The sequence below is a fragment of the Streptomyces sp. NPDC002958 genome (assembly GCF_055563255.1).
In genome coordinates, this window is sequence record NZ_JBVHDS010000006.1 from 333,995 (window position 1) to 359,122 (window position 25,128).

Sequence of the window (25,128 nt, forward strand, 5' to 3'; positions counted from 1 at the left end):
TTCCTCACCCCGCCGCCTCCGCCAGAACCGCCCGGAGCCGGCCGATCCCTTCCTTCCAGGGCTCCCCGTGACCGCCCTCGATCCACAGCTCCAGCAGCTCGGACGGCTCGGCCACCACCCGGTCGAGAGCCTGAACCGCAAGGCCCCGCAGGTCCACGGGCAGCTCCGGAAGCGGCTTGTCCGGACCGTACGCAGTCGTCACGGGCTCCCCACCCGGGCACTGCGCGGCCACCAGAGCGGCCGCCGCCACGGCCACGACGGCCTCGTCGGAGTCGAGGTAGTCCTCGGTCCGGACGACATCCGCCAGAGCGTCCCGGATCAGCTCCGCGCGTTTGCCCTGCGGGGCGTGGTCCAGGTCCCCCGAGAAGTCCGCTGCGGTGTCGTTGTCGAAATGGCCGATGTCCCAGGTGCCCATGGCGCCCCCTCCTTCGATGGTCCGGCCATCCTCGCAACCACCACTGACAACGGGCCTGTCAGTGCCTGTTGTTACGGTCCTCCCATGACGAAGACCGTGCCGTACACCGGCGACGAGAAGGAATCCCTGCACATCGCCCTCGACCGGCACCGCGACGCGGTGCTGTGGAAGCTCGACGGCCTCGACGACGAGCAGCTGCGCCGCCCTATGACCCCGACGGGCACGAATCTGCTGGGCCTGGTCAAGCATCTGGCAACGGTCGAGTACGGCTGGTTCTGCACGACGTTCGGCCGCGAGACGGAGAAGCTCTGGTTCGACGCGTACACGGAGGACATGACGGTCGCCCCGGACGAGACGACCGCCGACATCCTGGCGTTCTACGCCCGCGCCCGCACCGCCGCCGACCGGGCGATAGACGAGATCCCGCTCGACGCGATCGGTACGGCGTGGGACGGGCGGAAGGTGTCGATGCGCTGGGTGCTCATCCACATGCTGGAGGACGTGGTACGACACGCCGGGCACATGGACATCGTCCGCGAACTGATCGACGGGGCGACGGGCACGCACCCGCAGAGCGCCTCTGCATAGGGTCTGGCACGCCTCGTTCACTCGACCGAGTGGACGGACGACATACAGGACACGCAAGGCGCACCGTCTTACGATGATGGCCTCGACATCACCCCTTCAGGAGGCCCGCAATGTCTGCAGCAGCAGTCGAGCACCCCTGTGACGGTGAGCCGGAGTCGCTGCTCGACACAGCCAACAGCCTCATGGAGCAGCATCCGGGTTACCGCGTCGAGATCATCGGAGGCGTCATCACTGTGGCTCCACCCCCGGACGGCCTGCACGCCAATGCACTGACCACGCTCATGATTTCCTTCCTTGCCGCAGGGATCCACGGTGAGGAGACCAAGGTCCTCCAAGGCATCGGCCTCTGGCTCCCCGGCGGCCCCGAGGACTACGCCATCCCCGACCTTGCGGTCGTCGACGCCGATTTCGACGAGCATCCGGCCGAGAACAACTGCTACGACCCCGCCGTCTTCCGCCTCGTTCTGGAGGTCACCTCCAGCAACTACAACAACGACCTGCGCAATAAGGTCGCCGCCTACGCCGAGGCCAAGATCCCGGTGTACGTGATCGTCGACCGCAAGCACGGCCGGGTGCATGTGCTGACCGACCCCATGGGCGGCGGCTACGACACTCACCAGGTGTACGCCCCCGGGCAAACGGTCACGCTGCCCGATGCGATCGGCGCCCCGGTGACGCTCGATGTGGCCGAGCTCATCCAAGCCGGCCGCCCCCGGACCTGATCCCCGGCATCACCCGCCTGCCGCCACCAGCACCTCCCGGAGCCGGGTGATGCCCGCCGCCCGCTCCTCGCTCCCCCGCTTCGAACTCGCGCGCACCCACACCACAGTCATGGCGTACGAGGCCGCCCGTGCGCCGGCCAGCGCCAGCGCCGTTCACCGTCGCACCACTCCTCCGTCGGCGCCAGCCCCGCCGCGGCGGCCACAGCGGCGGAGGCGTCGTGGTGCGGATGGACGTGGGCGACGACCGTACGCACCCCCCGTGCCCCGAGCAGGTGGGCCACCAGCCCCGCCGCGGCCTCCTTCGCGTACCCGCGCCCCTGCCACCGCGTCCCGACCACCCAGGCGATCTCCGCCTGCGCGTCCCGCGCGTGCACCGTCGCCTGTACGTAACCGGCCAGGCAGCCCTCGCCCCGTACCCGCAGTACCCAGTTCCACCAGCCGACGCCGGGGTCCGGCGAACCGGCGGTCTGGCGTTCGTAGCGGGCCCTCAGCCCGTCGGCGGTCTCCGGAGCACCACCCGTGTAGGTGTGCAGGGCCGGGTCGTCCAGCACCGCTGCCATCTCGTCCGCGTACGCGACCCGCAGCGGCAGCGCGTCCAGCCGGGCGGTGGCAAAGGGCTCGGGTCCACGAATCATTCGGTTCTTCATAGGAGGCGGACCCTACGCGCGCACCACGGCGGACAGCGGACCGGACCGTCAGTTCCCCTTCTTCCGCCGCCCCATGAACATCAGGAAGCCGATCCCCGCGAGCACCAGCACACCGGTCAGGGTCATGCCCTTCCCGCCCCCGGCGCCCCCGTCCCCCGCTCCGGCGGACGACGCCGACGAGTCGCCCCCTGGGGACGACGAATCACCGCCGCCACCTCCGCTTCCACCCCCGCTCACATCCACCCGTGCCACATCGCTCCGTGCCCCCTCCGAGCCGAACATCAGCGCCGAGCCGTCCGCCGTGTACGTCACCGATTCGGCCTGCCGCTGGAACGGCGCCTCAACCGCGTGGTCGGCGCCGAGCCTGCCGTCCTCGAAGGCGTAGCCACGGGCGCCGAAGTAGGAGCGCAGCACCAGTTCCTTGCCGTCCGGTGAGAACGACCCGTCCGTCACCCACGGCACCTCACCCACCCGTCGGAAGACATTGGTGGCGCCGGCGGTGAGCTCGGCCGGGCCCTCGTAGAGTCCGCCGCCGTCCTCGTTCTTCGACGCGATGTAGACGCGCCCGGTCGTGGGGTGGACCATCAGCGCCTCGGCGTCACGCGGACCGTCCGCGTACTTCACATCGAACTGGGTGGCCCGGACCGTCGCGTCCTTCAGCTCCTTCGGCTCCGGGAAGCGGTAGATCCAGACGTGGTCCCAGCTTCCGTTCAGGTTGTCGCCGATGTCACCGACGTACAGATGGCCGTCGGGCCCGATCGAGACGGCCTCCACATCGCGCGGCTGCCCCACCCCCTGCATGGTGATCGTCGCGACGGTCTTCCCGGTCCGGGAGTCGACGGCGTAGATGTACGGCCCGTCGTCGCTGTCGTTGTGCGTCCAGTAGATGCCGGGGTGGGCGCGGCTGGCGGCGAGGCCACTGGACTCGGTGATCCGGGGGTCCTCGATCGTGAAGTTCCGATCGGCCCCGTCTCCGGATGCCGCGGCGGGAGACACCCCGGCGAGGAGGAGCAGCGTGGCGGCTCCGGACACAGTCAGGTACGAACGCATGACACAAGTGTCCATCGTCACGTCGCAGGTCGGATGAATGATCCGCGATGATGACGCCATGCGTTTCACGTTTGTCGGCGATTCCATGACGATCGGCCGCGCCGGCGACTTCACCTGGCGCTACCGGATGTGGCAGCACCTGGCCTCCGCTTCCGATGCCCCGTTCGCGATCGTCGGCCCGCGCAGCGAGCTGTACGACACCGGAACGAACACCCCTGTCTCGTACGCGTACGGCGCACCGGACTTCCCCGTCGAGTCCCGCACCCATCTGGCCGGCTGGGGTGAGGGCTGGCTGCACATGGCCCCGGTGATCGCCGACACGGTCACCGAGCACCGCACGGACATCCTGCTCGTCTCGCTCGGCCTGATAGACCTCGGGTTCTATACGGACAGCGGTCAGACCGCCCTGAACGCAAGGGCGTTCATCACGGCGGCCCGCACCGCGAACCCGCACGTCAAGATGGTGCTCCTGCCCGTGATACCGAACATACGGGCCGAGTCGGACGCCCCGTTCGCCGCCGAGTGCGACCGCTTCAACGAGCTTCTGGCGAAGGCCGTCGCCGACCTCGACCACCCGATGTCCCCGATCCTGCTGGCCTCCCGCCCGCCGGGGTACGACATCCACAAGGACACGTACGACGGGACGCATCCCGGCCCCACCGGCGAACACAAACTGGCGGCCGCGTTCGCCGACGCGATGCACCAGGCGTGGGGCCTGGGCGGCCCGTACGCGGCCCGCCCATAGCCGACCGGGCTTCCCGCCCAGCACCCGTCTCTGAGAATCCGCCCGTCACCGGGCTTCCGGCACCTCAGCGCTCCGCCCCGTGGGCCGGGCCCTCACATGCATCCGCTCCCCCTGCTGCCCGAACAGGCTGAGAAATTCGACCGGATCGGGCCCGGCACTGGCCCACGCATGCGGCGTACGCGTGTCGAACTCGGCGACCTCACCGGCCGTGAGCACCAGATCGTGCTCGCCCAGCACCAGCCGCAGCCGCCCCGCCAGTACGTACACCCACTCGTACCCCTCGTGCACCCGCTGCTCCAGCGGCCCCGTCGCCCCGCGACCGCCGGGCAGGATCTGCTTGTACGCGTGCAGCCCGCCGAGGTGCCGGGTGAGCGGCACGAAGGTCATGCCGTCCCGGGTGAAGGGGCGGAAATGGATACGTGGATCGCCGGTGGCGGGTGCGCCGACGAGTTCGTCCAACTGCACCCCGTACGCCTTGGCCAGTGGCAGCAACAGTTCGAGCGTGGGTTTGCGGCCACCCGATTCCAGGCGCGAGAGGGTGCTGAGGGAGATCCCGGTCGTCTCGCTGAGCTGCGCCAGGGTCGTGCCGCGTTCCTGGCGCAGGGCGCGCAGCCGAGGCCCGACGCCTGTCAGGACGGCAGAGAACTCGTCGTCCGCACGTTCTCCGCGCTCTTCGCGCTCTCCGCGCTCCCCGGCTTCTTGCATGTCTCCATTATTTGCCGTCCCGGGCTGCCGTCCCGGCAACAGGGTGTGTCAGGACGGCAGGATCATGGCCAGTGAGAGACGGGTCAGCTCATCGGTCAGCCACTCGGCGTCGACCTGCCTGGGGCGGCGGCCGTGATGGGCCATGAGTTCGTCCACCGAGTGGTTCAGCACCGTGACGGTCACGGTGTGGTCGCTCGCCACCGCCTCGCCCCGTCGCACGGCACGCTCGGCCTCGGAGGTCAGGAACTCGATCCACATCGCCCGCCATGTCGCGAGGTGGTTGTCCACCTCCCGGCTCACCCCGAGCACTTCGACGAACGCCACCCGGGCCGCGCACGGGTCCTCGGTGACCGCCTTCACATAGGCCTCGAAGAGCAGCCGGACCCGTTCCGTCGTCGGGCAGTCCTCCATGCCCTCGGCCATCAGGGCGTTCTCGGCGGCGCGCAGCCCGTAGGTCGCCACCTCGTCGTAGATCGCCATCAGGAGCACCTCCCGCGAGACGAACTCCTGCTGGAAGACGTGGACGGGCACCTTCGCCTGAGCGCACAAATCCTCGACGGTCGTGTGCGCGTACCCGTACGCGGCGAACAACTGGCGCCCGACCGACAGGATTCGGTCCCGCGCCCCCGGCCCCTCCATGACCTGTCCGACCGTCCCGCTCCGCCGGTTCGCCACGACACCCACCATCGGTCCTCCTTAGCCGTCCGTACCGCTGCCCCCACTCTCCACGCTCCGCCCCGCACTCGGGCACACGTAGGGCGGCGCGTCGGTCAAGTCCGATTGCCCAACGAACCGTTGCTACTACCGCGCCAATGACCCGGGACCGAGGTTCCGGGCTCGCAGGCGGTCAGGGTTGCCTCAAGCGCCGACGCCTGCACGGGCGTCGGCAGCACCATGACCCGTACCACCGGCTTCACAACCACGGACCCTAGTGCGCCGGTCACACAAACCGGCCGGGTCCGCACACCTTCCGCCCGAACCGGCGATCACTCGCCCACACGTACAACTCCCCGGCCATGCAAACGTTCAACTTCCTGCGCTACAGCGACGAGGCGTTCGTGAAGGCGGAGGACAGCTCGACGTATGACGCGTACGAAGCGTCCTTCGAGTCGGCGCACCAGGAGCACGGGGCCCCACCGAAGAACAGGCGCCGGCGGAACCGAAGCCACCCCCTTCACGCCACCCCACGGGTGCTTGCGCACACAAAGAGACCACACACGAGGGGGGTTACCGCCCCACCCGCCCCGGGTCACCAGGAAGCCCCGACGGCCTTTGCCGGAGGGCGCCGAACTGGCTTGCCGCACCGAGCGGATCTACGATTTCTCTTCTGGAGAGGGGGTCCGCATGGACCGGAACATACGCACGGTGGACGACGTACTCAGTCTCCTGGACGGCCTGTTCACACAGGAGGCCGACCGTTGGACGGCAGACGGGGCCTCCTGGTGGGACAGCTTCTACGCGGACCGGACCAAGCCCATCCCGTTCTTCGTGGCGAAGCCCGACGAGAACCTCGTCTCGTACGTGGACCGCGGTCTGATCACCCCGGGCCGCGCCCTCGACCTGGGCTGTGGACCGGGCCGCAACGCCCTCTACCTCGCCTCCCTGGGCTTCGAGGTCGACGCGGTGGACCTGTCCCGGGCGGCCATCACATGGGCCGAGGACCGTGCCCGCGAGGCGGGGGCCGACATCCGATTCCACTGCGGCGACGCCTTCACCCTCACGGCGACCGAGCTGGCCGGCCCGTACGACCTGATCCACGACTCCGGCTGCTTCCACCACCTGCCGCCCCACCGCCGCATCAGCTACCTCCGCCTCCTCGACGACGTCCTGTCCCCCGGCGGCCTCTTCGCCCTCAGCTGCTTCGCGGCCGGTGAGGGGGGCATGGGCTCCGAACTCCCCGACGCCGCCTTCTACGAACGGGGCGGGCTGCAGGGCGGTCTCGCGTACACGCCGGAGTCGTTGCGCCGGATCTTCTCCGGTCTGACGGAGATCGAGCTGCGCCGCATGCGCGACGAACCGCCCGAGTCCTCGCGCTTCGGTGAGCCCTTCCTCTGGACGGCCCTGTTCCGCCGAACCGCCGAGTCCTGACAAGCGATTTCCTGCTGCCCAGGCGCTGTCAGTGCACCCGTCTAGATTCACCGTGTGACTGAGCCTTCCTACCTTGCCGCGGTCCGGGAGTCATACGACACCGTGGCCGACGACTACGCCGCCCTCGTCAAGACCCCGTCTGAGCTGGACCCCCTGTCACGCTCGATGCTGACCGCCTTCGCCGAGCTGGTGCAGGCATCTGACCGAGGACCGGTCGCGGACCTGGGCTGCGGACCCGGAAGAGTGACGGCGCACATGGCCGGACTCGGGGTTCCTGCATTCGGCATCGATGTGTCCCCAAAGATGATCGAACTGGCCCGAAGCACTTATCCGGACCTGTGCTTCTCCGTGGGCTCCATGACCGCGCTGGAGATCGAGGACGACACGCTCGGCGGCATCCTGGCGTACTACTCCACCCACCACACACCTCCGGAGCTGCTGCCGGTCGTGTTTGCCGAGTTCCACCGCACCCTGGCACCCGGCGGACATCTCCTCCTCGCTGGCCACGTAGGCACCGGTGAGCACCGCCGTCCGACCCACGCCTATGGCAGCCACCCCGTGTCCTACGCGTCGTATCGGCTGCCCACACACCAGCTCGCTGAGCTGCTGAACCAGGCCGAATTCACCATCACCGCTCAGCTGGCGCAGGAGCCCGACGAGGAACTGAACTGGAAGTTCGCCAGTTTCCTGGCCTACAAGCCGACTACCGAGGAGCCAGCTTGACTTCCTGGCCCCCTGAGATGACTTGTCCGCGCGGCCGCTTTGCGGCTCAGGTCGGAGTGAGGAGTCCGGGGCTGGTCCCGGCGGTCCCGGCGGTCCCGGCCGGGTGCTTCGCGAGGGCGGCGACGCGTGCGCGCCAGGGGACGCGGGGAGACTGCTGCGCGTGCGCGCCCGCTCGGGCGGCCCACGATGTCCGCGCCTCCTCCCGGCGGCACGGGGCGCAGTGCGTCTCGTCCCCCGCCGCCCGGAAGACGTGATCCTCGCCGGGACCGGCGCACAGGACGAGCGGCCCGACGAGGGGCGGCGCCGCAGGACGGGACGGAGTGGCGGGTGCCGGAGGCTCCGGGAGTTTCTGTACGAGGCGGTGGCGCAGGAATCCGACCGCTGATCGCACGCCCTCCGGGGGCAGTTCGCTGGTCAGGACCCGTCGCAGGTCGGCGGTCGTGATGCCGCGCCGCAGCCACTCCGCGGCAAGTCCAGCGAGTCCCCGGGCTTCCCGGACTCCCAGGTACAGCTGGGGTGTTGTGTGCCGCAGTGACAGCAGGAGCCGTTCCGACACGTTCAGTTCGGGGTCGGGGTCGCCGTCAGGCTCGGGCGCGGGCTCCGGCTCGGCTTCGGAGGGTGGGTGGGGACAGTTCTTCTCAGGTTCTTCTTCCACCGGTAAGTCACCGACCGTCCGAGTCCCCGGCCGACCGACCGCCCGTTCCTGCGCACTCGGTCGCGGCCCAGGCGCCACCACCGGCCCGTCCTGGATCCGCAGGGCCTGGTCCACCGTGAGGGGGACGTTCGAGCAGAGCTGATCGGTGGCCCAGTGCCCCCGCCCCACCTGCCGCCGCCGCTCATGCACGAAACCGTGCTCGGTCAGCTGCTTCTTGGCCTTCTGGTACGCCCGCCCGGTGATCCCGAGAAAGCTCCGGGCCGCCGGATCACGCCCTCACCCTCCCTGACCGTCACCCCCAGGACCAGTTCGTGCAGTAGGCCGGCGTCCACGAACGGCGCCTCAGCCGTGGGCAGTGAGCGCCAGTCGAGCGGCCAGGTCAGCCCGTTCAGCGCAGGCACGCCGACGAACGCCGCGTTCTGCCCGTAGCACCCCATCAACTGCGCCCCCGACGGCCACCGGTGTACGCGGGCGCTTCGCGGTGGCAACAGGAAGTACATGCTGCGCTCGCCGATCCCCGAACGCACGATCGGGCCTGCCTGGAAGTCGGTGAACTGCATGATCTCGTAGGCCACTTGTTCGCCGAGTGCGCCGGAGATCCGTACCGCGTCGAAGTGAACGCCGACGTGACGCAGGGCATGTCCGGACGCGGGCACCCACGAGGGCACCGGGCCGAGTGAACTTTTCCGTTCCATGCGGAAAGCGTCGCGGTCGACACCTACCGTGACCAGGGACACAGGGCGTCTGTGCACGGTTATGTTCTCGGGAGGTGGGGTTGTGCACTCCGGTGGCCAAGGGAACGGTAACGCGGCGATGTTCGGTGCGTTGTTGCGTTTCTTCCGCGAGCGGGCCGGGCTCTCGCAGGAAGCGCTGGGCGGGAAGATCCGCTTCTCCAAGTCACAGGTGGCCATGGTGGAGCGCGGAGAGCGCACACCGAAGGGGAACTTCGTCGCACGAGCCGACCAAGTGCTGGGTGCACAGGGTGCACTGTTGACAGCGGGGGCAGAATTCCGGGCCAGCCACTTGCCCTCGTGGTTCGAGGAGTTCGCCGAGGTGGAGACGGGAGCCTCCGCACGGCACGAGTATGAAACTCACGCGGTTCCCGGCCTGCTTCAGACGGAAGAGCACGCCCGCGCGGTCTTCACCAACCACCATCCGTCCCTCGACGATGACGAAATCGAAGGACGGGTTGCGGCTCGGCTGGAACGGCAGGAGTTACTGACCCGCAAGCCGACGGCAGACATCGGCTTTGTGCTGGAACTGCACCCACTCACGCGGCCCATCGGGGGTCGCCAGGCGCGCAAGAGGCAGCTTCATCACATTCTTGATGTCGCCCAGTTGCGGAACGTACAGGTGCAGGTGATGGCACCGGACCGGACGACGCATGCGGGACTCAACGGCCCGTTCGTCCTGCTGGAGACGGCGGAGCGGAATCGTCTTGCCTATGTCGAAGGGCAGAGCGGCAGCTTCTTCGTCACTGAACAGCCTGACCTGGGTGATCTGTTCGGGAAGTATGGCATTCTGCGAGCGCAGGCGCTCAGCCCGGAGGCGTCCATGAAACTGATCGAAGAGGTGGCAGGCGAAGAATGAGCACCGACCTCAGCTGGTTCAAGAGCAGCTACAGCGGCGACCAGGGCGGCAACTGCGTCGAGGTCGCCACGTGCCCCCACACCGTCCACGTCCGCGACTCCAAGGACCTCACCGCCCCTGCTCTCACCCTCTCCCCCGCCGCCTGGGCCGACTTCCTCTCCTACGTCGCGCAGTAGGCGGCTGCGTCGCCCGCTGTCGGCCCCGCTCCGTGGGCGAGGCTGCCGTCGCCGAGGCCGCCATCGCGTTGCAGCACGCGCCCAGGGACGCGGGGCGCGGGCGCTCATGATGCGGGCGATGCGGATGCCCGCCCCGGCCGGCGACGGGACCGGGACGCCCGAGGCACCGCAGGCACCCGCATCCATGGAGAAGCCCCGGCCAGAGGTGCCGAGGCAGGCACCGGCCCCGGGGGGCATCCGAATCCCCCGCCCCCGCTGCCAGGTTCGACTGGGCCGCTGCCGAGAACGAGGTCAAGGACGCCGTCCCACCGCGCTTCGTGACCCCCGCCCCCGGCCCGGGGGCCACCGCCCAGGCGGTGTAGCCGTCGGGGCGGACGAGCAGAGCGGGTCCGGGGTCGGTGCGCCACAGCAGCGCGCCGAAAGCGAACGGCCCAGCAGGGAGGCCGGCACCCCGCTGAGACTCACACATCACGGCCCTCACCACTTCTCCGGCCGCCATGATGGAGTCGTGCCCTCCAGCCCACAGCACCCCGCACCCACACCGAGCGACCTCTCGGGCGCGGTCGCCGAGGACCTCGCGCTGTACCGGGAGAAGTTCCGGCGGCGTCTGCCGGAGTCGTTGGGCGAGTTGCACGGCCCGACCCAGGGGATCGTGGACCTGCCGCTGCACATGGCCTGGTCAGGGATGACCTCGTACGACATGAGCAAGCCTCGCCAGCGCATGGGCCTGTACCGCACCGTCCTGCACGAGGGCCTGCGCGACGACCTGCCCCGCTACCTCAACCAGGACCTGCTCCTCCAGCTATGGCCGGTGCTGCGCACCCTCGTCGGTCGCACCGTGCGCGCCGTATGGGAAGACACCTTCCCCCAGCTCGCCTCCCACACCCGGGCAGCCGCGTGACGGACATGCCGGAGCTGCACACGCGGCTCCTGGCGGACGTGATCGCCCTCGGTTCCCCGTATCCACTGGTTCTCACCGGTGGATACGCCGTGCGGGCGCACCGCCTCGTGACCCGCCCCAGCCAGGACCTCGATGTCGCCACCGAGAGCCCGGCGCCCATGGCCGACATCGCCGCCACGCTCCGCGCCGGCCTGGAAGCTCGCGGCTGGAACGTGCACGAGCAGTGAGCAGTGAGCAGTGAGCAGTGAGCGCCAAGTCCAGCGGCCAGGTCGGCCCGATCAGCGTTGCCCGATCAGCGCCGGCACCCCGACAAACGCAGAGGATGCCCGCCCCGAGGGGCCGTCGGCGGTGGGGGCGAAGCTCGGGACAGCGCGGGCGGACGGGCTACTGCGCGTCGTGCGGGCGGCGGCGCGAGGGTAGGTGATGCTCAGTCAGGGTGAGCACACAGGTGAGTTCGCGCTGAGCGTCAGCGATGAGCGTGTCGAGGCGCTCCAGGCGGCGGCCGGTGGGGGTGATGACGTTGCGACGGGGTCGGCGGGGTCGGGTTCGAAAGTGCTGCCAGGTGCCTGAGCTGTGTGCGCGAAGAATGAGCGCAACTCGGTGGCAGTTGGCGTGGAGATCAGGAAGGCTCGCGCGCATGGTCTCGGTATTGCAGAACGTGGCGATTGACTGTGCGGATGCCTACGAGCTGGCCCGGTTCTGGAGCAGTGCGACTGGCCGTCCGCTGCATCCGGAGGACAAACCGGGTGATCTGGAGACTCAGGTGCTGCTGACGGAGGGCCCGGTGCTGTATTTCAATCAGGTGCCCGAGGCTAAGACGATCAAGAACCGGATCCATCTGTGTTTGCGCCCTGAGACCTCGCGCGATCAGGAGGTGGACCGGCTGCTGGGCCTCGGCGCCACCTTTGTCGCCGATCACCGGAATCCCGATGGTTCAGGCTGGGCAGTCCTTGCCGACCCTGAAGGCAACGAATTCTGCGTTCTGCGCAGTGAGTCCGACCGAGCCGCCGTGCATGCCTGACGCTCACGCGCCGTCCTGGCCGGTTTCGTACGACAGCTGGTCACAGCCAGTCGTTGATGGCCGCGACGAGACCCCGCTGCCCGGCCGTGATCACGAGGGACATGGGCTTTTGCCCCGCAGCCCGCCGCGCGAGCGGCCGAATGATGCGACGGTGGTCGGCGAACGGGCGTCCTGTCTTCCCAATGTGCGGGGACGACAGGGCACCAGACGTGCTCACTGCTCGTCGGTCAGCAGGCGCAGGCGCCCGCTCGTAGTCACCGAGGCTTGTAGGCAGTGGCCAGCACCGAGACAGTGACCCGGTCGGGCAGAAGGCCGTCGTCGTTCAGGTCTGCACGGCTCAAGTGGCGTGCGCTCGGCGTCATCCCCACCAAGTCCAGGGCTTCCGGCCTGACCAGGGCCATCGAGTACTCCACCTGTTCGGTGACGACGGCCTCGAAATAGGGGGCCAGCGCCCGGTGCAGGCGCTGTTCCTTGGCCGGGTCGATCGTCACCATCGCAGGCACCCGGCCGCGCAGCTCGGCAAGGTGCCGCCCAGTAGGACGGACCACGATCAGTCGGCCGGCCGAGCGGAGTACTCGGTGGAACTCGGCTGGATTGCGCGGGGCGAACACGTCCAACACCACGTCAGCCACCTCGTCAGCCATCGGGAAGGGACGGAAGACATCCCAGGTCGCCGCGGCGGCTCGTTCATGGACTCGGGCTGCTGAGCGCAGCGCGCGCACCGACGTGTCCAGGCCCAGACCTCGGGCGCCGGGCAGCTGGTCGAGAACGCCGGCCAGGTAGTAGCCCGTGCCGCACCCGACGTCCACCACCGTGCCCCGCGCAGGCAAGGAGTCGGCCGCCAAGCGGGCCACGGCTTGGCGGATGGGCGCGTACCTGCCGGTGGCCAGGAAGCGGTCCCGAGCCTGGACCATGGCCGTGTCGTCGCCGCTGGTGGCACGGTTGCCGGTCAGGAGGCCGGCGTAACCGTGGCGAGCGATATCGAAGGTATGGCCCACCGGACAGCGCAGTGCACCGCGGTCGGGGTGCAGGCGGCGCGTGCGGCACGTCGGGCAGCGCAGCAGGTCCAGGGACAGTTCGAGGGCAGGGGGAAGCAACACGGGCACGAGGCACTCCTGGCAAGGGCGAAGGGAAGAGACCGTGCCTGCACGGGCGCACGAAAGGTCACTGCCTCAGGAAGGAACAGGCAGCGCCGGGAACGTGGTTCACGTAGCAGGCACACCAAGGAGGGCGACGTCGTCCGACATCGCCCTCAACGTCTTCCAATCACAGGAAGCAGCAGTGCGGGGTGCTCATGAATGCCACGCCATGAGTTTACGAGCCTCGACGAAGCCCTTTACGCCAGCCGAAGTTGAGAGACACTACGTAGGTCGCCGCGCCCGGCAAGCCGGGCCCCTCTTCTCGCCCCTGACCTCACTCGTTCGGCCCAACAAGGCGGTCGGCGGGAGGGAAACGGGAGACCTGAGCATCCGGAAGCTACCCCGCGGCCGCTTTGCGGCTCAGGTCGGAGTCAGGAGTCCGGGGGCGGTCTCGGCAGACCCGGCGGTCCCGGCCGGGTGCTTCGCGAGGGCGGCGACGCGTGCGCGCCAGGGGGTGCGGGGAGACTGCTGCGCGTGCGCGCCCGCTCGGGCGGCCGACGATGTCCGCGCCTCCTCCCGGCGGCACGGGGCGCAGTGCGTCGCGCGATACCGCCGCGGTCAGCGCTCCGCGAAGCGCTCCCCGCACCGGCTGCAGAACACCGGCTCCGGGTCCTGCGAGAGCCGGCCGCATTCGGGACAGACCCGGTCTAGCATGCAGGGTGCCTCGCCGCCCTCGTACGCCACCGACGGCACGGCCGACGACGCGGGCGGGGGCTTGATGCTCAGGCCGGGGCGCCGGCGGTGGACGGTCACATAGGCCAGGCCCTCCGGCCCCGCGGCCAGGGCGCGGCGGGACGTCCGGGGCAGCCAGACGGCCGTCGTCGGGGTCAGCTCCAGCGAGCCGCCGCCCCCGGTGACGACCCGGCCGCTGCCCGCGACGACGACGAGGAGGACGTCCAGGACGTCCTCCTGATGCTCACCGACCTCGGATCCGGGCGGGAGTCGCACCAGATTGGCGTCCAACTCGCGCCCCTGCTCGGCCAGTTGCCACAGGGCACCGCGGGCGTCGTGGGCGGCGGCGGTCAGCAGGTCGTCGAGTACGGCCAGTACCCGGGGTACGGAATTCACAGCAGTCAGGCTACGCCCGCCCTACGCTGGCCCCTTTGCCCGCCGAGCACGAGGGAGCCACCGCGCCATGGACCGCGAGCCCGACGAGAAGTACCCGCCGATCGAACCGTACGAGCACGGCATGCTCGATGTCGGGGAAGGCAACCTCGTGTACTGGGAGGTGTGCGGCAACCCGGACGGCAAACCCGCACTCGTCGTGCACGGCGGTCCGGGTTCGGGGTGCACCGAGCGGCCCCGGCAGTACTTCGACCCGGACCGCTACCGCGTCGTCCTCTTCGACCAACGGGGCTGCGGCCGTTCCACCCCGCACGCGAGCGACCCGGCCACCGACATGCGGTACAACACGACCGACCGGCTGATCGCCGACATGGAGCGGCTGCGTGGCCACCTGGGGATCGACACCTGGCTGCTGTACGGCGGGTCCTGGGGTTCGACGCTGATCCTCGCGTACGCCGAGCAGCACCCGGAGCGGGTCTCCGAGATCGTGATCCCGGCCGTCACGACGACCCGACGCTCCGAGATCGACTGGCTGTACCGGGGAGTGGGCCGGATCTTCCCCGAGGCGTGGGACCTGTTCCGGGCCGGGGTGCCGGAGGCCGAGGGGGACGCGACCCCGGACGTCCTCGCCGCGTACGCCCGGCGGGCGGAGAGCGCCGACGCCAAAATACGCGAGAAGGCGACGGCCGACTGGTGTGCCTGGGAGGACGCGGTGCTCTCCCAGGAGTCGTACACTGGGCCGCCGCCGTACAGCGGTCGCCCCGGCCGGGCGCAGCAGGCGCTGGTGCGGATCTGCTCGCACTACTTCTCCCACGGCGCCTGGCTGGAGGAGGGGCAACTGATCCGGGACGCGGGACGGCTGGCGGGGATTCCGGGTGTGCTGGTGCACGGGCGGTTCGACCTGGGCGGGCCGTTGATCACGGCGTGGGAGCTGGCGAAGGCGTGGCCGGACGCGGAGCTGACCGTGATCGACGGTGCGGGGCATCTGGGTGGTGCGGCGACGAGCAGGGCCGTGCTGGCGGCGCTGGACCGGTTTGCCCGGCAGTGAACGAACGCGGAATTCGTGGCGCCCGATGACCGGCGGGCAACACCGCCGCCGCATCGGTCTCGCTGCGCGCCGGCCGCTGGGGCGTCTCCGTCGCCGGACTGGCCGCCTGCGACACGGCCGCTGACGTCACGCTCCGAGGGCGCCTGCCACGGCGACGACGGCGAACATCAGCACGAGCACGGCGGCCATGATGCGGTTTCTGGTCTTCGGATCCACCCTCCGAGCCTAACCGCCCATCTCAGTGGCCCAGCGACCAGGATGCGATCGCCTCGTATCGCGGCTGCTCGCCCGGCACCCCGGAGACCGGCAGGTTGCTGCGTACGAGGGCGACCTCACCGACCTCCCACGGGGTGCCCTCGAAGCCTCCGAGAGCCTCGACGAAGGGGCGCAGGTCGGCGTCGGTGCGGCTGCGGGCGAGGGTGAGGTGCGCGCTGTAGCGGCGGTGTTCCTCCATCGGGATGCCGGCGCGGCGGGCGGCGGCGTCCGCGCGTTCGGCGAGGAGCCGCAGCGTATCGATCCCTCCCGCGGCCCCCACCCACAGCACCCGCCCGCCGAACCGGCCGGCGCCGTGGATGCGCAACGGGAAGGACTCGGTACGGCAGGCCGCCCGTTCGAGGCGCGCACGCAGCTCCGGCAGCACCTCCTCGTCCACGTCCCCGAGGAACGCGAGCGTGAAGTGCCAGCTGGGCGTACCGGTCCAGCGCAGTCTCCCGGCACCGGGGAGCGCGCGCAGCGGGTCGACGGCACGGCGCAGTTCCTGGAGCGCCCGGTCGGGCGGCGACACGGCGACAAAGAGTCTGAGGCGGCTCATGGGCAGAGTGTCGCACCGTAACGGCGTGCCCGGGCTCCGTGCGTATCGTTGTACTACGCGGCTGCCCCGCGCCCGCGCGGCAGCGGGGAGGAGCGGCACGATGACCGTCGTGGACACCGACAGGATCGAGATGGCCGACATCAGCGACGAGCGCACTCTGGACATGATGTTCGAGTGGCTTGAGCCCACCCCCGAGGGATTCAAGGTCGAGATCGTCGAGGGGAACATCTACATGTCGCCGCAGCGGCGCACACACTGGCGGATCATTCTCGACATCATCGAACAGCTGCGCGCAAGGTACCCGCGGGAGAGTTTGCTGTCCGACGTGCGTATCGACTTCCCAGGCCTCCTCAACGGCTTCGCTTGCGACGTAGTCGCCCTGGCCGAGGATGCCACCGAGGACGCCAACGGCCGCTGCCGCTACCAGGACATCGAGTTCGTGGCCGAGGTGATCTCCAAGAACACCGCCGCCAACGACTACGGGTCGAAGAAGGCCACGTATGCCACCGCCGACGTACCCGTGTACGTCATCGTCGACCCGTACACCGGCACGTGGCACCTCCACACGCTCCCGAAGGACGACGAGTACCGCAGCGTGCTGAGCCTCGACTTCGGCACCCCGATCGACCTCACCGCGACCCTTGTGGGCCTCCGCCTGGAGACGGGCGGGTTCCCCCGCGACTGACACGTCCCCGTACGTGCCACGGGCCCCGACCGGTCGATACCGGTCGGGGCCCGTGGCACGTGCTGTACGACCGGCCCTCAGGCCGCCGTGGCCAGCTGTTCGCGCCGGACGAACCGCAGGTGCGGGCGGCCCGGCCGGAGGTCGACCTTGAGGCGAAGGCCGCCCACGCGGGCCAGCATGAAGCCGACGCCGAGCGCGGCCACCAGGGAAAACGCCCCGCCGACCACCATGCCCGTACGGACCCCGTAGGCGTCGCTGATCCAGCCGACGATCGGGGCGCCCACGGGCGTACCACCGGCGAAGACCATCATGTACAGGCTCATGACCCGGCCGCGCATCGCCGGGTCGGCGCCCATCTGGACGCTCGTGTTCGCGATGATGTTGGTCGTCAGGCCGATCATGCCGATCGGGACCAGCAGGATCGCGAAGAGCCAGACGGACGGCGACAGGGCCGCGACGATCTCCAGCAGACCGAACACCGCGGCCGCGGCCACCAGCAGCCGCAGCCGCGAGGAGCGACGGCGGGCGGCGAGCAGGGCGCCGGCGAGGGAGCCGGCCGCCATGAGGATGTTGAAGAACGAGTACATCCCGGCGTCGCCGTGGAAGATCTCGTCCGCGAAGGCGGTGAGCCAGATCGGGAAGTTGAACCCGAACGTGCCGACGAAGCCGACCAGGACGATCGGCCACATCAGCTCGGGGCGGCCGGAGACATAGCGCAGGCCCTCCCGCAGCTGACCCTTGGCGCGTGGCACGACGGCGGTCTTGTGCAGCTCACTCGTACGCATCAGCATCAGGCCGATCAGCGGGGCCACGAAGGACAGGCCGTTGAGCATGAAGGCCCAGCCGCTGCCGACCGTGGTGATCAGGACACCCGCGACGGCGGGGCCGATGAGCCGGGCGGACTGGAAGTTCGCCGAGTTGAGACTGACCGCGTTGCGCAGCTGGTCGGGGCCGACCATCTCGGAGACGAACGACTGACGGGCCGGGTTGTCGACGACCGTCACCATGCCGAGCAGGAACGCGATGAGGTAGACGTGCCACACCTGGACGACACCGGAGAGCGTGAGCACCGCGAGGGCGATCCCGCACAGGCCGAGGGCCGCCTGGCTGACGAGAAGAAGCTTCCGCTTCGGGAGGCGGTCGGCGATGACGCCGCCGTACAGGCCGAAGAGGAGCATCGGAAGAAACTGGAGGGCCGTGGTGATGCCGACGGCGGTGGCGGACCCGGTGAGGCTCAGGACGAGCCAGTCCTGCGTGATGCGGGACATCCAGGTACCGGTGTTGGAGATCACGGCGCCCGTGGCGAACAGGCGGTAGTTGCGGATCTTCAGCGACGAGAAGGTCCCGCCGGGCTTGCTCTCGTGGGTGGAAGTCGGTGCGGGGGCGGAGTCTGCTCCGGATCCCGTACTCAAAAGGGTTCGCCTCCTCGGGCGCATACATTTCGCTGACTGACGGGGATGCGGCGGTGCGGGCGGTGCGCCGGCTGCGGTCCGGCGGTCCGCTCCGCTACAGGTGGGCGAGCTTCTCCAGCACGGGCGCCGCCTTGCGCAGCGTCTCCCACTCGTCCTCGTCCAGGCCCTCGGCGAGGGTGGTCAGCCAGGCGTTCCGCTTGGAGCGGCTCTCCTCCAGCATGGCTTCCGCCTGCTCGGTCTGGCTGACCATCTTCTGGCGACGGTCATCGGGGTGCGGTTCCAGCCTGACCAGTCCCTTTGCTTCCAGCAGCGCGACGATGCGAGTCATCGACGGGGGCTGCACATGCTCCTTGCGTGCCAGCTCACCGGGCGTGGCCGAACCGCAATGGGCGAGTGTGCCGAGCACCGACATCTCGGTGGGGCTCAGCGACTCGTCGACGCGCTGGTGCTTCAGGCGCCGGCTGAGCAGCATCACGGCGGAACGAAGGGAGCTCACGGCGGCCGCACTGTCGCCGTCGTGGATCAGGTCAGGCATGTTTATTAGCGTACCTCATTACCTACCCTAAAGACCATTCGTGTTACACGCGCGAGAGCCACATCACCTAATCGATCACCCGAACGAGTGAGTCGCATCCGGAAAGTGACGCGAAACGACCTCGTGGACCGTAACCCTTGCTTGCCATGGGATCGACTGTGCTCAGCCTGCGGATAGACGGTGAGCTGCTCGACCGGCTCCGGCAGCATGCCGCCAAACGCGGAATGAGCGTCCAGGACTATGTCGTCCGGACGCTCATTCGCGATGACTTCGACGAGCGCTTCAAGGCGGCCGTCGACGAGACGGAGAAGTTCTACGGTTCGGAAGGGACCGCGGGGATCAGGGCGGAAGAGGTCACGTGAGGCCGAGGGCCGGCATCGCGTAGTAGAAGACGAAGACCGCCGACACCGCGTACATGGCCACCGGCACCTCGCGCCAGCGCCCGGCCGCCACCCGCAGCACGGAGAAGGCGATGAAGCCGATGCCGATGCCGTTGGTGATCGAGTAGGTGAACGGCATCATCACCATGGCCAGGAAGGCCGGGATGGCGAGCGTGTAATCGCTCCAGTCGATGTCCCGCACCGAACCCGCGATGATCAGGAAGCCGACCGCCAGCAGCGCCGGGGTGGCCGCCTGCGACGGGACCATGGTCGCCAGCGGCGTCAGGAACAGCGACACGGTGAACAGCAGACCCGTCACGACGCTCGCGAGGCCTGTGCGCGCACCCTCACCGACACCCGCCGTGGACTCCACGAAGCAGGTCGAGGCGGAGGAGGAGCTCGCACCGCCCGCGGCGACCGCGATGCCGTCCACGAACAGCACCTTGTTGATGCCGGGGAACTTGCCGTCCTTGTCCGTCAGCTTGGCCTCGTCGCCGACGCCGAGGATGGTGCCCATCGCGTCGAAGAAGCAGGACAGCAGCACGGTGAAGACGAACAGGATGCCGGTGAGCACACCGACCTCCTCGAAGCCGCCGAACAGGCTGACCTCGCCGATCAGCCCGAAGTCGGGGGTGGCGACCGGGTTGCCCGGCCACTGCGGAACGGTCAGACCCCAGGCCCCGCTCGGCAGATCGGCGATCGCGTCGATGATCATCGCGACAACCGTCATGGCGACGATGGAGATCAGGATCGCGCCCGGTACCTTGCGGACGATCAGCGCGAGGGTCAGCAGCGTACCGAGGACGAAGACCAGGACCGGCCAGCCGTTGAGGTGGCCGTCACCGCCGAGCTGGAGCGGCACTGTGGTGTGCGCGGCGTCCGGGATGCGGGAGACGAAGCCCGAGTCGACCAGGCCGATCAGCAGGATGAAGAGACCGATACCGATCGCGATGCCCTTGCGGAGCGATGTCGGTACGGCGTTCATCACGCGTTCGCGCAGCCCGGTCGCGACCAGCAGCATGACGACGAAGCCCGCGAGAACGACCATGCCCATCGCGTCCGGCCAGCTCATCCTGGGGGCGAGCTGGAGGGCCACGACGGTGTTGACGCCGAGTCCGGCGGCCAGCGCGATCGGCACATTGCCGATGACGCCCATCAGGAGCGTGGAGAACGCGGCGGTCAGCACCGTGGCGGTGACCAGCTGGCCACCGTCGAGCTGGTGTCCGTACATGTCCTTCGCACTGCCGAGAATGATCGGATTCAGCACGATGATGTACGCCATGGCGAAGAACGTGGCGAATCCGCCGCGGATCTCTCGCGCAACCGTCGACCCCCGCTCGGAGATCTTGAAGAAACGATCCAGGCCGTTTCGCGGCTGAGGGGCCGGCGGCTGCTTGGAATCGACCGAAGCGGTGGCCGAGGGGGACATGTATGACCTCAGTCGTACGTAGGGAGTAGAAAAAGTGGTCAGCTTTGGACTTTTACACGAATAATTCGGGACAGCCACAAGCGGATTCAGTATGAATACATAAGGCGAAGATCGCTATCTCCGCGCGTAGACCCTTGGACCGCCCAGCCCGACGGCCTCTGTGTATGCCGTCTTTACGGGGTACGGAAGGGGTCCACAGGAGGCCCCATACACTGAGGTCATGGCGAAGTGGACACCGAAGCACGAGGCACCCGAACCCCTGGAGGGGCCCGTCGTCGCCACCATCACGGGCGGCACGATCCTCTGGTTCGTCCTCTTCCTGGTCCAGCTCCCGTTCTACGGCTGGTTCGACGACCACGGGCATCTGTGGTGGGTGTGGACCTGTCTGGCCGGTGCGGGACTCGGCCTGATCGGCATCTGGTACGTGCGGGGGCGCGACGCGGCGATCAAGCGGACGGCGGCCGGGGCCGCCGAGAAGTCGGCCGGGGCTTCGGCATCCGGCACCGGTACGGACACCGAGGGCACCTCGGGCGCCACGGCCTGACGCCTTACGGCGCCCGCGGGGCCCCGAGGCGCGCGGGGCCCCGAGGCGCGAGGCGCCGACACCATGCGGCGCTACTGGAGCGCGAGGCGCCGACGCCATGTGGCGCCTCCGGTGCGCAAGAACCACCGGCACCGTGCGGCACCCCCGGAGCGCAAGAACCACCGACACCATGCGGCACCCCCGGAGCGCAAGACGCCGACACCATGCGGCACCCCCGGAGCACGAAACGCCGACACCATGCGGCACCCCCGGAGCACGAAACGCCGACACCATGCGGCACCCCCGGAGCGCGAGACGCCGACGCCATGCGGTGCCGGGGCCTCGCACCGCCGCAGGACCGTTCCTCTCCTCCCCCGGTCTGATCTTCGGACCCCCGATGGGTGAATCGGGCGATCCACCCGTACCGTCGGATCCATGACGCAGCGGGCAACCCACTCCTTCGACGAGCAGACCCCTGAGGCATCCGGCCCCTTCGACCGTCCCGGGCCGGCCTTGATCGACGCCGGGTCCGAGCTCGATCCGGTCCACCCGATGAAGCTGCCGACCGCGGCCGTGAACACCCGTGGGCTGACCGCGGCCGAGGTGGCCGAGCGGATCGCCCGCGGTGAGGTCAACGACGTACCCGTCCGCTCGTCCCGTTCCGTCACCGAGATCGTCCGCGCCAACGTCTTCACCCGGTTCAACCTGATCATCGGCGTGCTCTGGCTGATCATGCTGTCCGTCGCGCCGATCCAGGACAGCCTCTTCGGCTTCGTGATCATCGCCAACACCGGCATCGGCATCATCCAGGAGTGGCGGGCCAAGAAGACCCTCGACAGCCTCGCGGTCATCGGCGAGGCCAAACCCACGGTGCGGCGCGACGGCGTCTCGGCCGAGATCTCCACCTCCGAGATCGTCCTCGGCGATCTCGTCGAACTGGGCCCCGGCGACAAGGTCGTCGTGGACGGCACGGTCGCCGAGGCCGACAGCCTGGAGATCGACGAGTCGCTCCTCACCGGCGAGGCGGACCCGGTGCTGAAGCAGCCCGGGGACCCCGTGATGTCCGGCAGCTTCGTCGTCGCGGGCGGCGGCTCGTTCGCCGCCACCAAGGTCGGCCGCGAGGCCTACGCCGCACAGCTCGCCGAGGAGGCGTCCCGCTTCACTCTCGTCCAGTCCGAGCTGCGCACCGGCATCTCCACCATCCTCAAGTACGTCACCTGGATGATGGTGCCGACCTCGATCGGCCTGATCATCAGCCAGCTCGTCGTCGAGAGCAACAATGTCCAGGAGTCGGTCGCCCGGACCGTCGGCGGCATCGTCCCGATGATCCCCGAGGGCCTGGTGCTGCTCACCTCGGTCGCCTTCGCCATCGGGGTCGTACGGCTCGGCCGCAAGCAGTGCCTGGTGCAGGAACTCCCCGCCATCGAGGGACTGGCCCGCGTCGACATCGTCTGTCTGGACAAGACCGGCACCCTCACCGAGGGCGGCATGGATGTCACCGAGGTGCGGGCACTGAACGGTGCGGACGACACGTACCTGCACCGCGTGCTGGGCGCCCTCGGCGCGTCCGACCCCCGGCCCAACGCCAGCCTCCAGGCCATCGTCGACGCCTACCCGGACGGCGAGCGGTGGCGGTGTACGCAGGCGCTGCCGTTCTCCTCGGCCCGCAAGTACAGCGGCGCCGCGTTCGACGAGGGCGGCGGCCGGGCGTCGGCCTGGCTGCTCGGCGCCCCCGATGTGCTGCTGCCCGACCGGGACCCCGCGCTCACCGAGATCGAGCAGCTCAACGAGCAGGGGCTGCGGGTGCTCCTGCTGGCCCGCGCACAGGGCGAGCTCGAAGGGCCGGACATCGCCGCCGGAGCCGTACCCAGCGCACTGGTCGTCCTGGAGCAGCGGCTGCGGGCGGACGCCGGGGAGACCCTGGCCTACTTCGCCGACCAGCAGGTCGCCGCGAAGGTCATCTCCGGCGACAACGCGGTCTCCGTCGGCGCGGTCGCCGGAAAGCTCGGCCTGCCGGGCGCCGAAAACACCCTGGACGCGCGCACGCTGCCCACCGACCCGGACGACATGGCCACGGCCATGGAGGAGAACGCGGTCTTCGGCCGGGTCACCCCGCAGCAGAAGCGGGACATGGTCGCAGCCCTCCAGTCCCGCGGCCACACCGTCGCGATGACCGGCGACGGCGTCAACGACGTACTGGCGCTGAAAGACGCCGACATCGGCGTCTCCATGGGTTCGGGCTCCGAGGCGACGCGGGCCGTCGCCCAGATCGTGCTGCTCAACAACAGCTTCGCGACACTGCCGTCCGTCGTCGCCGAGGGCCGCCGGGTGATCGGCAACATCACCCGGGTCGCCACCCTGTTCCTCACCAAGACCGTCTACTCGGTGCTGCTGGCGATCCTGGTGGTCTGCTTCCAGGTCGACTACCCGTTCCTGCCGCGCCATCTGACCCTGCTGTCGACGCTGACGATCGGCGTCCCGGCGTTCTTCCTCGCCCTCGCCCCCAACAAGGAACGGGCACATCCGCACTTCGTGCGCCGTGTCATGCGGTACGCGATCCCGTCGGGCGTCATCGCGGCCGCCGCCACCTTCGTGACGTATCTGATCGCCCGGGATCACTACTCCGGTCCGGGCGAGCTGGGCGCGGAGACCAGCGCGGCCACGCTCACGCTCTTCCTGGTCTCGATGTGGGTGCTGGTGATCATCGCCCGCCCGTACACCTGGTGGCGGATCTGCCTGGTGGCGGCGATGGGGCTGGCGTTCCTGATCGTGCTGGTGGTGCCGTGGCTGCAGGACTTCTTCGCCCTGAAGCTGGTGGGAACGACGATGCCGTGGGCCGCGGTGGGGATCGCGGCGGTGGCGGCGGTCGGCCTGGAGTACGCCTGGCGGCTGGTCGGCCGCCGCTTCCCGGCGTAGTTCCTCGTCGTCGTGCGGCTGCTTCGTCGTGCGGCTGCTTGGTCGTGCGGCTGCTTCATGCCCCTGCTTACTTCACTCGACGAACTGGTGGTACGGGACGCGAACGGGCCGTGCCCGGGAGGACGGAATCCGTCCCCCGGACACGGCCCGGAGTGGTGCGTGGTGGTGCTTATGCGTACGGAGGAACTACCGCACGTCGACGAAGTCGCCCGCGGTCGTGATGGCCGGGGTGGTGGACGTACCGGCGAAGCTGTAGCGCCAGTAACCGTCGACCGACGCCGTGACCGTCGTCTTCAGGTTGCCGGTGCTGTTCGTCTTGATCGTCTTGACCGTAGTGTAGGTGCTGCTGGTCTTCTTGCGGAACTGGAGCTTCACCGACTGGCCGACGTAGCCGTGGTACTGGTAGTCCTCCCAGTTCGCCCGCGACAGCTTGCCCGTGGCCGTGATCGTCCCGCCCTTCCTCACGGGCTCCGGAGCGGCATTGACCGTCAGCCTCGACAGCCGCTGCACGCGGGCGGTGCTGTAGAAGTCGGTGTAGGCGACGTCGGTGTAGTTACCGGCGAGGGCACCCGCGGAGACGTGCCAGGTGCCGGCCAGGGAGTTCTTCCACAGGTGGTAGCGCGGGTCGATCGTGAACGTCAGCTTGCAGGTCGAGGTCGTCGTGTTGACCTTGGTGCACGTCGCCTCGTCGTTCGGCAGGATGGCCCCGTCGATGGTGTCCTCCGAGGACGGGTCCGTGCCGTGCCACAGGTCGGCGTAGGCGTCGACGACACCGTCCGGGTGCGACGCGGTGAGCGAGATGGAGATCGTCTTCAAGGCGGTGGTGCCGAGGACGACGTCCTTGCCGCCGTTGACGACGACCTTGGAAATGACGGGTTCCGCCGTGGCCGCGGTGGTGGCCGCGGCGGCCTTCGACGAACCCTTGGCGGTGGTGCCGAAGACCTCGGCGGCCGACGTCGGCTTGTGCAGGTCCGCAGCGGACCGGCCATCCGCGTGGGCGGCCGGGACGGCCAGGGCGGACAGAGCCAGGGCGCCGGTAACGGCAGCGACAGTGGCACGAATGCGCATGTGTTTCCCCAGTGGAGAAAGGCCCCGCGAGTATGTGGTGCGACCCGGACGGGGCTCGTTCGGTCTGTGAGTCTGCTGACTCGAAAGACCA

Annotated in this window: 27 protein-coding genes and 2 pseudogenes; 15 read left to right on the forward strand and 14 right to left on the reverse strand. The window is 69.2% G+C overall.

Annotated elements, in window-relative coordinates; all coding sequences use genetic code 11:
- Window positions 1-4: 4 nt before the first annotated feature.
- Window positions 5-415, reverse strand: a complete 411-nt coding sequence (locus ACZ3IC_RS14365) for a DUF4259 domain-containing protein (protein WP_467415970.1) — start codon at window positions 413-415, stop codon at window positions 5-7.
- Window positions 416-499: 84 nt separating this feature from the next.
- On the opposite strand from ACZ3IC_RS14365, the gene ACZ3IC_RS14370 reads away from it, so the two are divergent.
- A complete protein-coding gene (locus tag ACZ3IC_RS14370) occupies window positions 500-1,003 on the forward strand; it encodes a DinB family protein (protein ID WP_467415972.1) in 504 nt (167 codons plus the stop codon).
- Window positions 1,004-1,113: 110 nt separating this feature from the next.
- A complete protein-coding gene (locus ACZ3IC_RS14375; protein WP_467415974.1) occupies window positions 1,114-1,725 on the forward strand; it encodes a Uma2 family endonuclease in 612 nt (203 codons plus the stop codon).
- A 107-nt stretch (window positions 1,726-1,832) separates the two neighbouring features.
- On the opposite strand, the gene ACZ3IC_RS14380 is transcribed toward ACZ3IC_RS14375, so the two are convergent.
- Together ACZ3IC_RS14380 and ACZ3IC_RS14385 are read right to left on the reverse strand one after the other, a co-directional pair.
- Window positions 1,833-2,360 carry a GNAT family N-acetyltransferase gene (locus tag ACZ3IC_RS14380; protein ID WP_467415975.1) on the reverse strand — a complete coding sequence of 176 codons (528 nt, stop codon included), beginning with the start codon at window positions 2,358-2,360 and terminating at the stop codon, window positions 1,833-1,835.
- A 60-nt stretch (window positions 2,361-2,420) separates the two neighbouring features.
- Entirely contained in the window at window positions 2,421-3,422 is a 1,002-nt protein-coding gene (locus ACZ3IC_RS14385) for a WD40 repeat domain-containing protein (RefSeq protein ID WP_467415977.1), read from the reverse strand.
- Between the two features lie 58 nt (window positions 3,423-3,480).
- On the opposite strand from ACZ3IC_RS14385, the gene ACZ3IC_RS14390 reads away from it, so the two are divergent.
- Window positions 3,481-4,167, forward strand: coding sequence for a GDSL-type esterase/lipase family protein (locus ACZ3IC_RS14390; RefSeq protein WP_467415978.1), 687 nt, complete (start codon window positions 3,481-3,483; stop codon window positions 4,165-4,167).
- Window positions 4,168-4,212: 45 nt separating this feature from the next.
- Here ACZ3IC_RS14390 and ACZ3IC_RS14395 read toward each other — a convergent pair whose 3' ends face one another.
- Both ACZ3IC_RS14395 and ACZ3IC_RS14400 read right to left on the reverse strand, forming a co-directional pair.
- Window positions 4,213-4,872, reverse strand: coding sequence for a helix-turn-helix domain-containing protein (locus ACZ3IC_RS14395; protein ID WP_467415979.1), 660 nt, complete (start codon window positions 4,870-4,872; stop codon window positions 4,213-4,215).
- 48 nt (window positions 4,873-4,920) lie between these two features.
- On the reverse strand, window positions 4,921-5,559 hold the full coding sequence (locus ACZ3IC_RS14400; RefSeq protein ID WP_467415982.1) for a TetR/AcrR family transcriptional regulator: 639 nt from the start codon (window positions 5,557-5,559) through the stop codon (window positions 4,921-4,923).
- A gap of 657 nt (window positions 5,560-6,216) precedes the next feature.
- Here ACZ3IC_RS14400 and ACZ3IC_RS14405 point away from each other — a divergent pair.
- Together ACZ3IC_RS14405 and ACZ3IC_RS14410 are read left to right on the forward strand one after the other, a co-directional pair.
- The gene (locus ACZ3IC_RS14405; protein ID WP_467415984.1) at window positions 6,217-6,960 is read left to right on the forward strand and encodes a class I SAM-dependent methyltransferase; all 744 of its coding nucleotides are present in this window, start codon (window positions 6,217-6,219) and stop codon (window positions 6,958-6,960) included.
- A 54-nt stretch (window positions 6,961-7,014) separates the two neighbouring features.
- On the forward strand, window positions 7,015-7,683 hold the full coding sequence (locus ACZ3IC_RS14410; RefSeq protein ID WP_467415986.1) for a class I SAM-dependent methyltransferase: 669 nt from the start codon (window positions 7,015-7,017) through the stop codon (window positions 7,681-7,683).
- A gap of 46 nt (window positions 7,684-7,729) precedes the next feature.
- On the opposite strand, the gene ACZ3IC_RS14415 is transcribed toward ACZ3IC_RS14410, so the two are convergent.
- Window positions 7,730-8,338 carry a hypothetical protein gene (locus ACZ3IC_RS14415; RefSeq protein WP_467415987.1) on the reverse strand — a complete coding sequence of 203 codons (609 nt, stop codon included), beginning with the start codon at window positions 8,336-8,338 and terminating at the stop codon, window positions 7,730-7,732.
- Between the two features lie 281 nt (window positions 8,339-8,619).
- Window positions 8,620-9,033 (reverse strand): annotated as a pseudogene (locus ACZ3IC_RS14420) (hypothetical protein); the annotation flags it as partial.
- Between the two features lie 118 nt (window positions 9,034-9,151).
- Between ACZ3IC_RS14420 and ACZ3IC_RS14425 the strand changes: the two are divergent.
- The 5 genes and pseudogenes from ACZ3IC_RS14425 (at window position 9,152) to ACZ3IC_RS14445 (ending at window position 12,026) form a co-directional block, all read left to right on the forward strand.
- Window positions 9,152-9,928: a helix-turn-helix domain-containing protein gene (locus ACZ3IC_RS14425; protein ID WP_467415990.1), complete on the forward strand. Its 777-nt coding sequence runs from the start codon at window positions 9,152-9,154 to the stop codon at window positions 9,926-9,928.
- The gene (locus ACZ3IC_RS14430) at window positions 9,925-10,104 is read left to right on the forward strand and encodes a DUF397 domain-containing protein (protein WP_467415991.1); all 180 of its coding nucleotides are present in this window, start codon (window positions 9,925-9,927) and stop codon (window positions 10,102-10,104) included. Before ACZ3IC_RS14425 ends, ACZ3IC_RS14430 begins: the two co-directional genes overlap by 4 nt.
- A gap of 508 nt (window positions 10,105-10,612) precedes the next feature.
- Complete coding sequence (locus tag ACZ3IC_RS14435) at window positions 10,613-11,005, forward strand: hypothetical protein (RefSeq protein ID WP_467415994.1); 393 nt, start codon at window positions 10,613-10,615, stop codon at window positions 11,003-11,005.
- A 5-nt stretch (window positions 11,006-11,010) separates the two neighbouring features.
- A pseudogene (locus ACZ3IC_RS14440) lies at window positions 11,011-11,220 on the forward strand (hypothetical protein); the annotation flags it as partial.
- 422 nt (window positions 11,221-11,642) lie between these two features.
- A complete protein-coding gene (locus ACZ3IC_RS14445) occupies window positions 11,643-12,026 on the forward strand; it encodes a VOC family protein (protein ID WP_467415997.1) in 384 nt (127 codons plus the stop codon).
- Between the two features lie 254 nt (window positions 12,027-12,280).
- Here ACZ3IC_RS14445 and ACZ3IC_RS14450 read toward each other — a convergent pair whose 3' ends face one another.
- Together ACZ3IC_RS14450 and ACZ3IC_RS14455 are read right to left on the reverse strand one after the other, a co-directional pair.
- Window positions 12,281-13,132: a putative RNA methyltransferase gene (locus tag ACZ3IC_RS14450; protein ID WP_467415999.1), complete on the reverse strand. Its 852-nt coding sequence runs from the start codon at window positions 13,130-13,132 to the stop codon at window positions 12,281-12,283.
- Window positions 13,133-13,723: 591 nt separating this feature from the next.
- Complete coding sequence (locus ACZ3IC_RS14455; protein WP_467416002.1) at window positions 13,724-14,233, reverse strand: hypothetical protein; 510 nt, start codon at window positions 14,231-14,233, stop codon at window positions 13,724-13,726.
- A gap of 67 nt (window positions 14,234-14,300) precedes the next feature.
- Here ACZ3IC_RS14455 and pip point away from each other — a divergent pair, with 67 nt between their 5' ends.
- Window positions 14,301-15,278, forward strand: coding sequence for a prolyl aminopeptidase (gene pip, locus ACZ3IC_RS14460; protein WP_467416004.1), 978 nt, complete (start codon window positions 14,301-14,303; stop codon window positions 15,276-15,278).
- Window positions 15,279-15,516: 238 nt separating this feature from the next.
- Here pip and thpR read toward each other — a convergent pair whose 3' ends face one another.
- A complete protein-coding gene (thpR, locus tag ACZ3IC_RS14465; RefSeq protein ID WP_467416006.1) occupies window positions 15,517-16,089 on the reverse strand; it encodes an RNA 2',3'-cyclic phosphodiesterase in 573 nt (190 codons plus the stop codon).
- Window positions 16,090-16,189: 100 nt separating this feature from the next.
- On the opposite strand from thpR, the gene ACZ3IC_RS14470 reads away from it, so the two are divergent.
- Window positions 16,190-16,774, forward strand: a complete 585-nt coding sequence (locus tag ACZ3IC_RS14470; RefSeq protein ID WP_467416008.1) for a Uma2 family endonuclease — start codon at window positions 16,190-16,192, stop codon at window positions 16,772-16,774.
- A gap of 77 nt (window positions 16,775-16,851) precedes the next feature.
- Here the strand turns inward: ACZ3IC_RS14470 and ACZ3IC_RS14475 are convergent, their stop codons facing one another.
- Window positions 16,852-18,186: an MFS transporter gene (locus tag ACZ3IC_RS14475; RefSeq protein WP_467416011.1), complete on the reverse strand. Its 1,335-nt coding sequence runs from the start codon at window positions 18,184-18,186 to the stop codon at window positions 16,852-16,854.
- Between the two features lie 94 nt (window positions 18,187-18,280).
- Window positions 18,281-18,721: a MarR family winged helix-turn-helix transcriptional regulator gene (locus ACZ3IC_RS14480; RefSeq protein ID WP_467416014.1), complete on the reverse strand. Its 441-nt coding sequence runs from the start codon at window positions 18,719-18,721 to the stop codon at window positions 18,281-18,283.
- 146 nt (window positions 18,722-18,867) lie between these two features.
- On the opposite strand from ACZ3IC_RS14480, the gene ACZ3IC_RS14485 reads away from it, so the two are divergent.
- Window positions 18,868-19,083, forward strand: a complete 216-nt coding sequence (locus ACZ3IC_RS14485; RefSeq protein ID WP_189280946.1) for a ribbon-helix-helix protein, CopG family — start codon at window positions 18,868-18,870, stop codon at window positions 19,081-19,083.
- On the opposite strand, the gene ACZ3IC_RS14490 is transcribed toward ACZ3IC_RS14485, so the two are convergent.
- On the reverse strand, window positions 19,076-20,530 hold the full coding sequence (locus tag ACZ3IC_RS14490) for an NCS2 family permease (protein ID WP_467416018.1): 1,455 nt from the start codon (window positions 20,528-20,530) through the stop codon (window positions 19,076-19,078). The two genes, ACZ3IC_RS14485 and ACZ3IC_RS14490, sit on opposite strands and share 8 nt — an antisense overlap.
- Window positions 20,531-20,750: 220 nt before the next feature.
- Here ACZ3IC_RS14490 and ACZ3IC_RS14495 point away from each other — a divergent pair, with 220 nt between their 5' ends.
- Entirely contained in the window at window positions 20,751-21,074 is a 324-nt protein-coding gene (locus ACZ3IC_RS14495; RefSeq protein ID WP_467416020.1) for a DUF2530 domain-containing protein, read from the forward strand.
- Between the two features lie 414 nt (window positions 21,075-21,488).
- Window positions 21,489-23,969, forward strand: a complete 2,481-nt coding sequence (locus tag ACZ3IC_RS14500; RefSeq protein ID WP_467416022.1) for an HAD-IC family P-type ATPase — start codon at window positions 21,489-21,491, stop codon at window positions 23,967-23,969.
- A 186-nt stretch (window positions 23,970-24,155) separates the two neighbouring features.
- Here the strand turns inward: ACZ3IC_RS14500 and ACZ3IC_RS14505 are convergent, their stop codons facing one another.
- On the reverse strand, window positions 24,156-25,037 hold the full coding sequence (locus ACZ3IC_RS14505; protein WP_467416025.1) for a calcium-binding protein: 882 nt from the start codon (window positions 25,035-25,037) through the stop codon (window positions 24,156-24,158).
- Window positions 25,038-25,128: the final 91 nt, after the last annotated feature.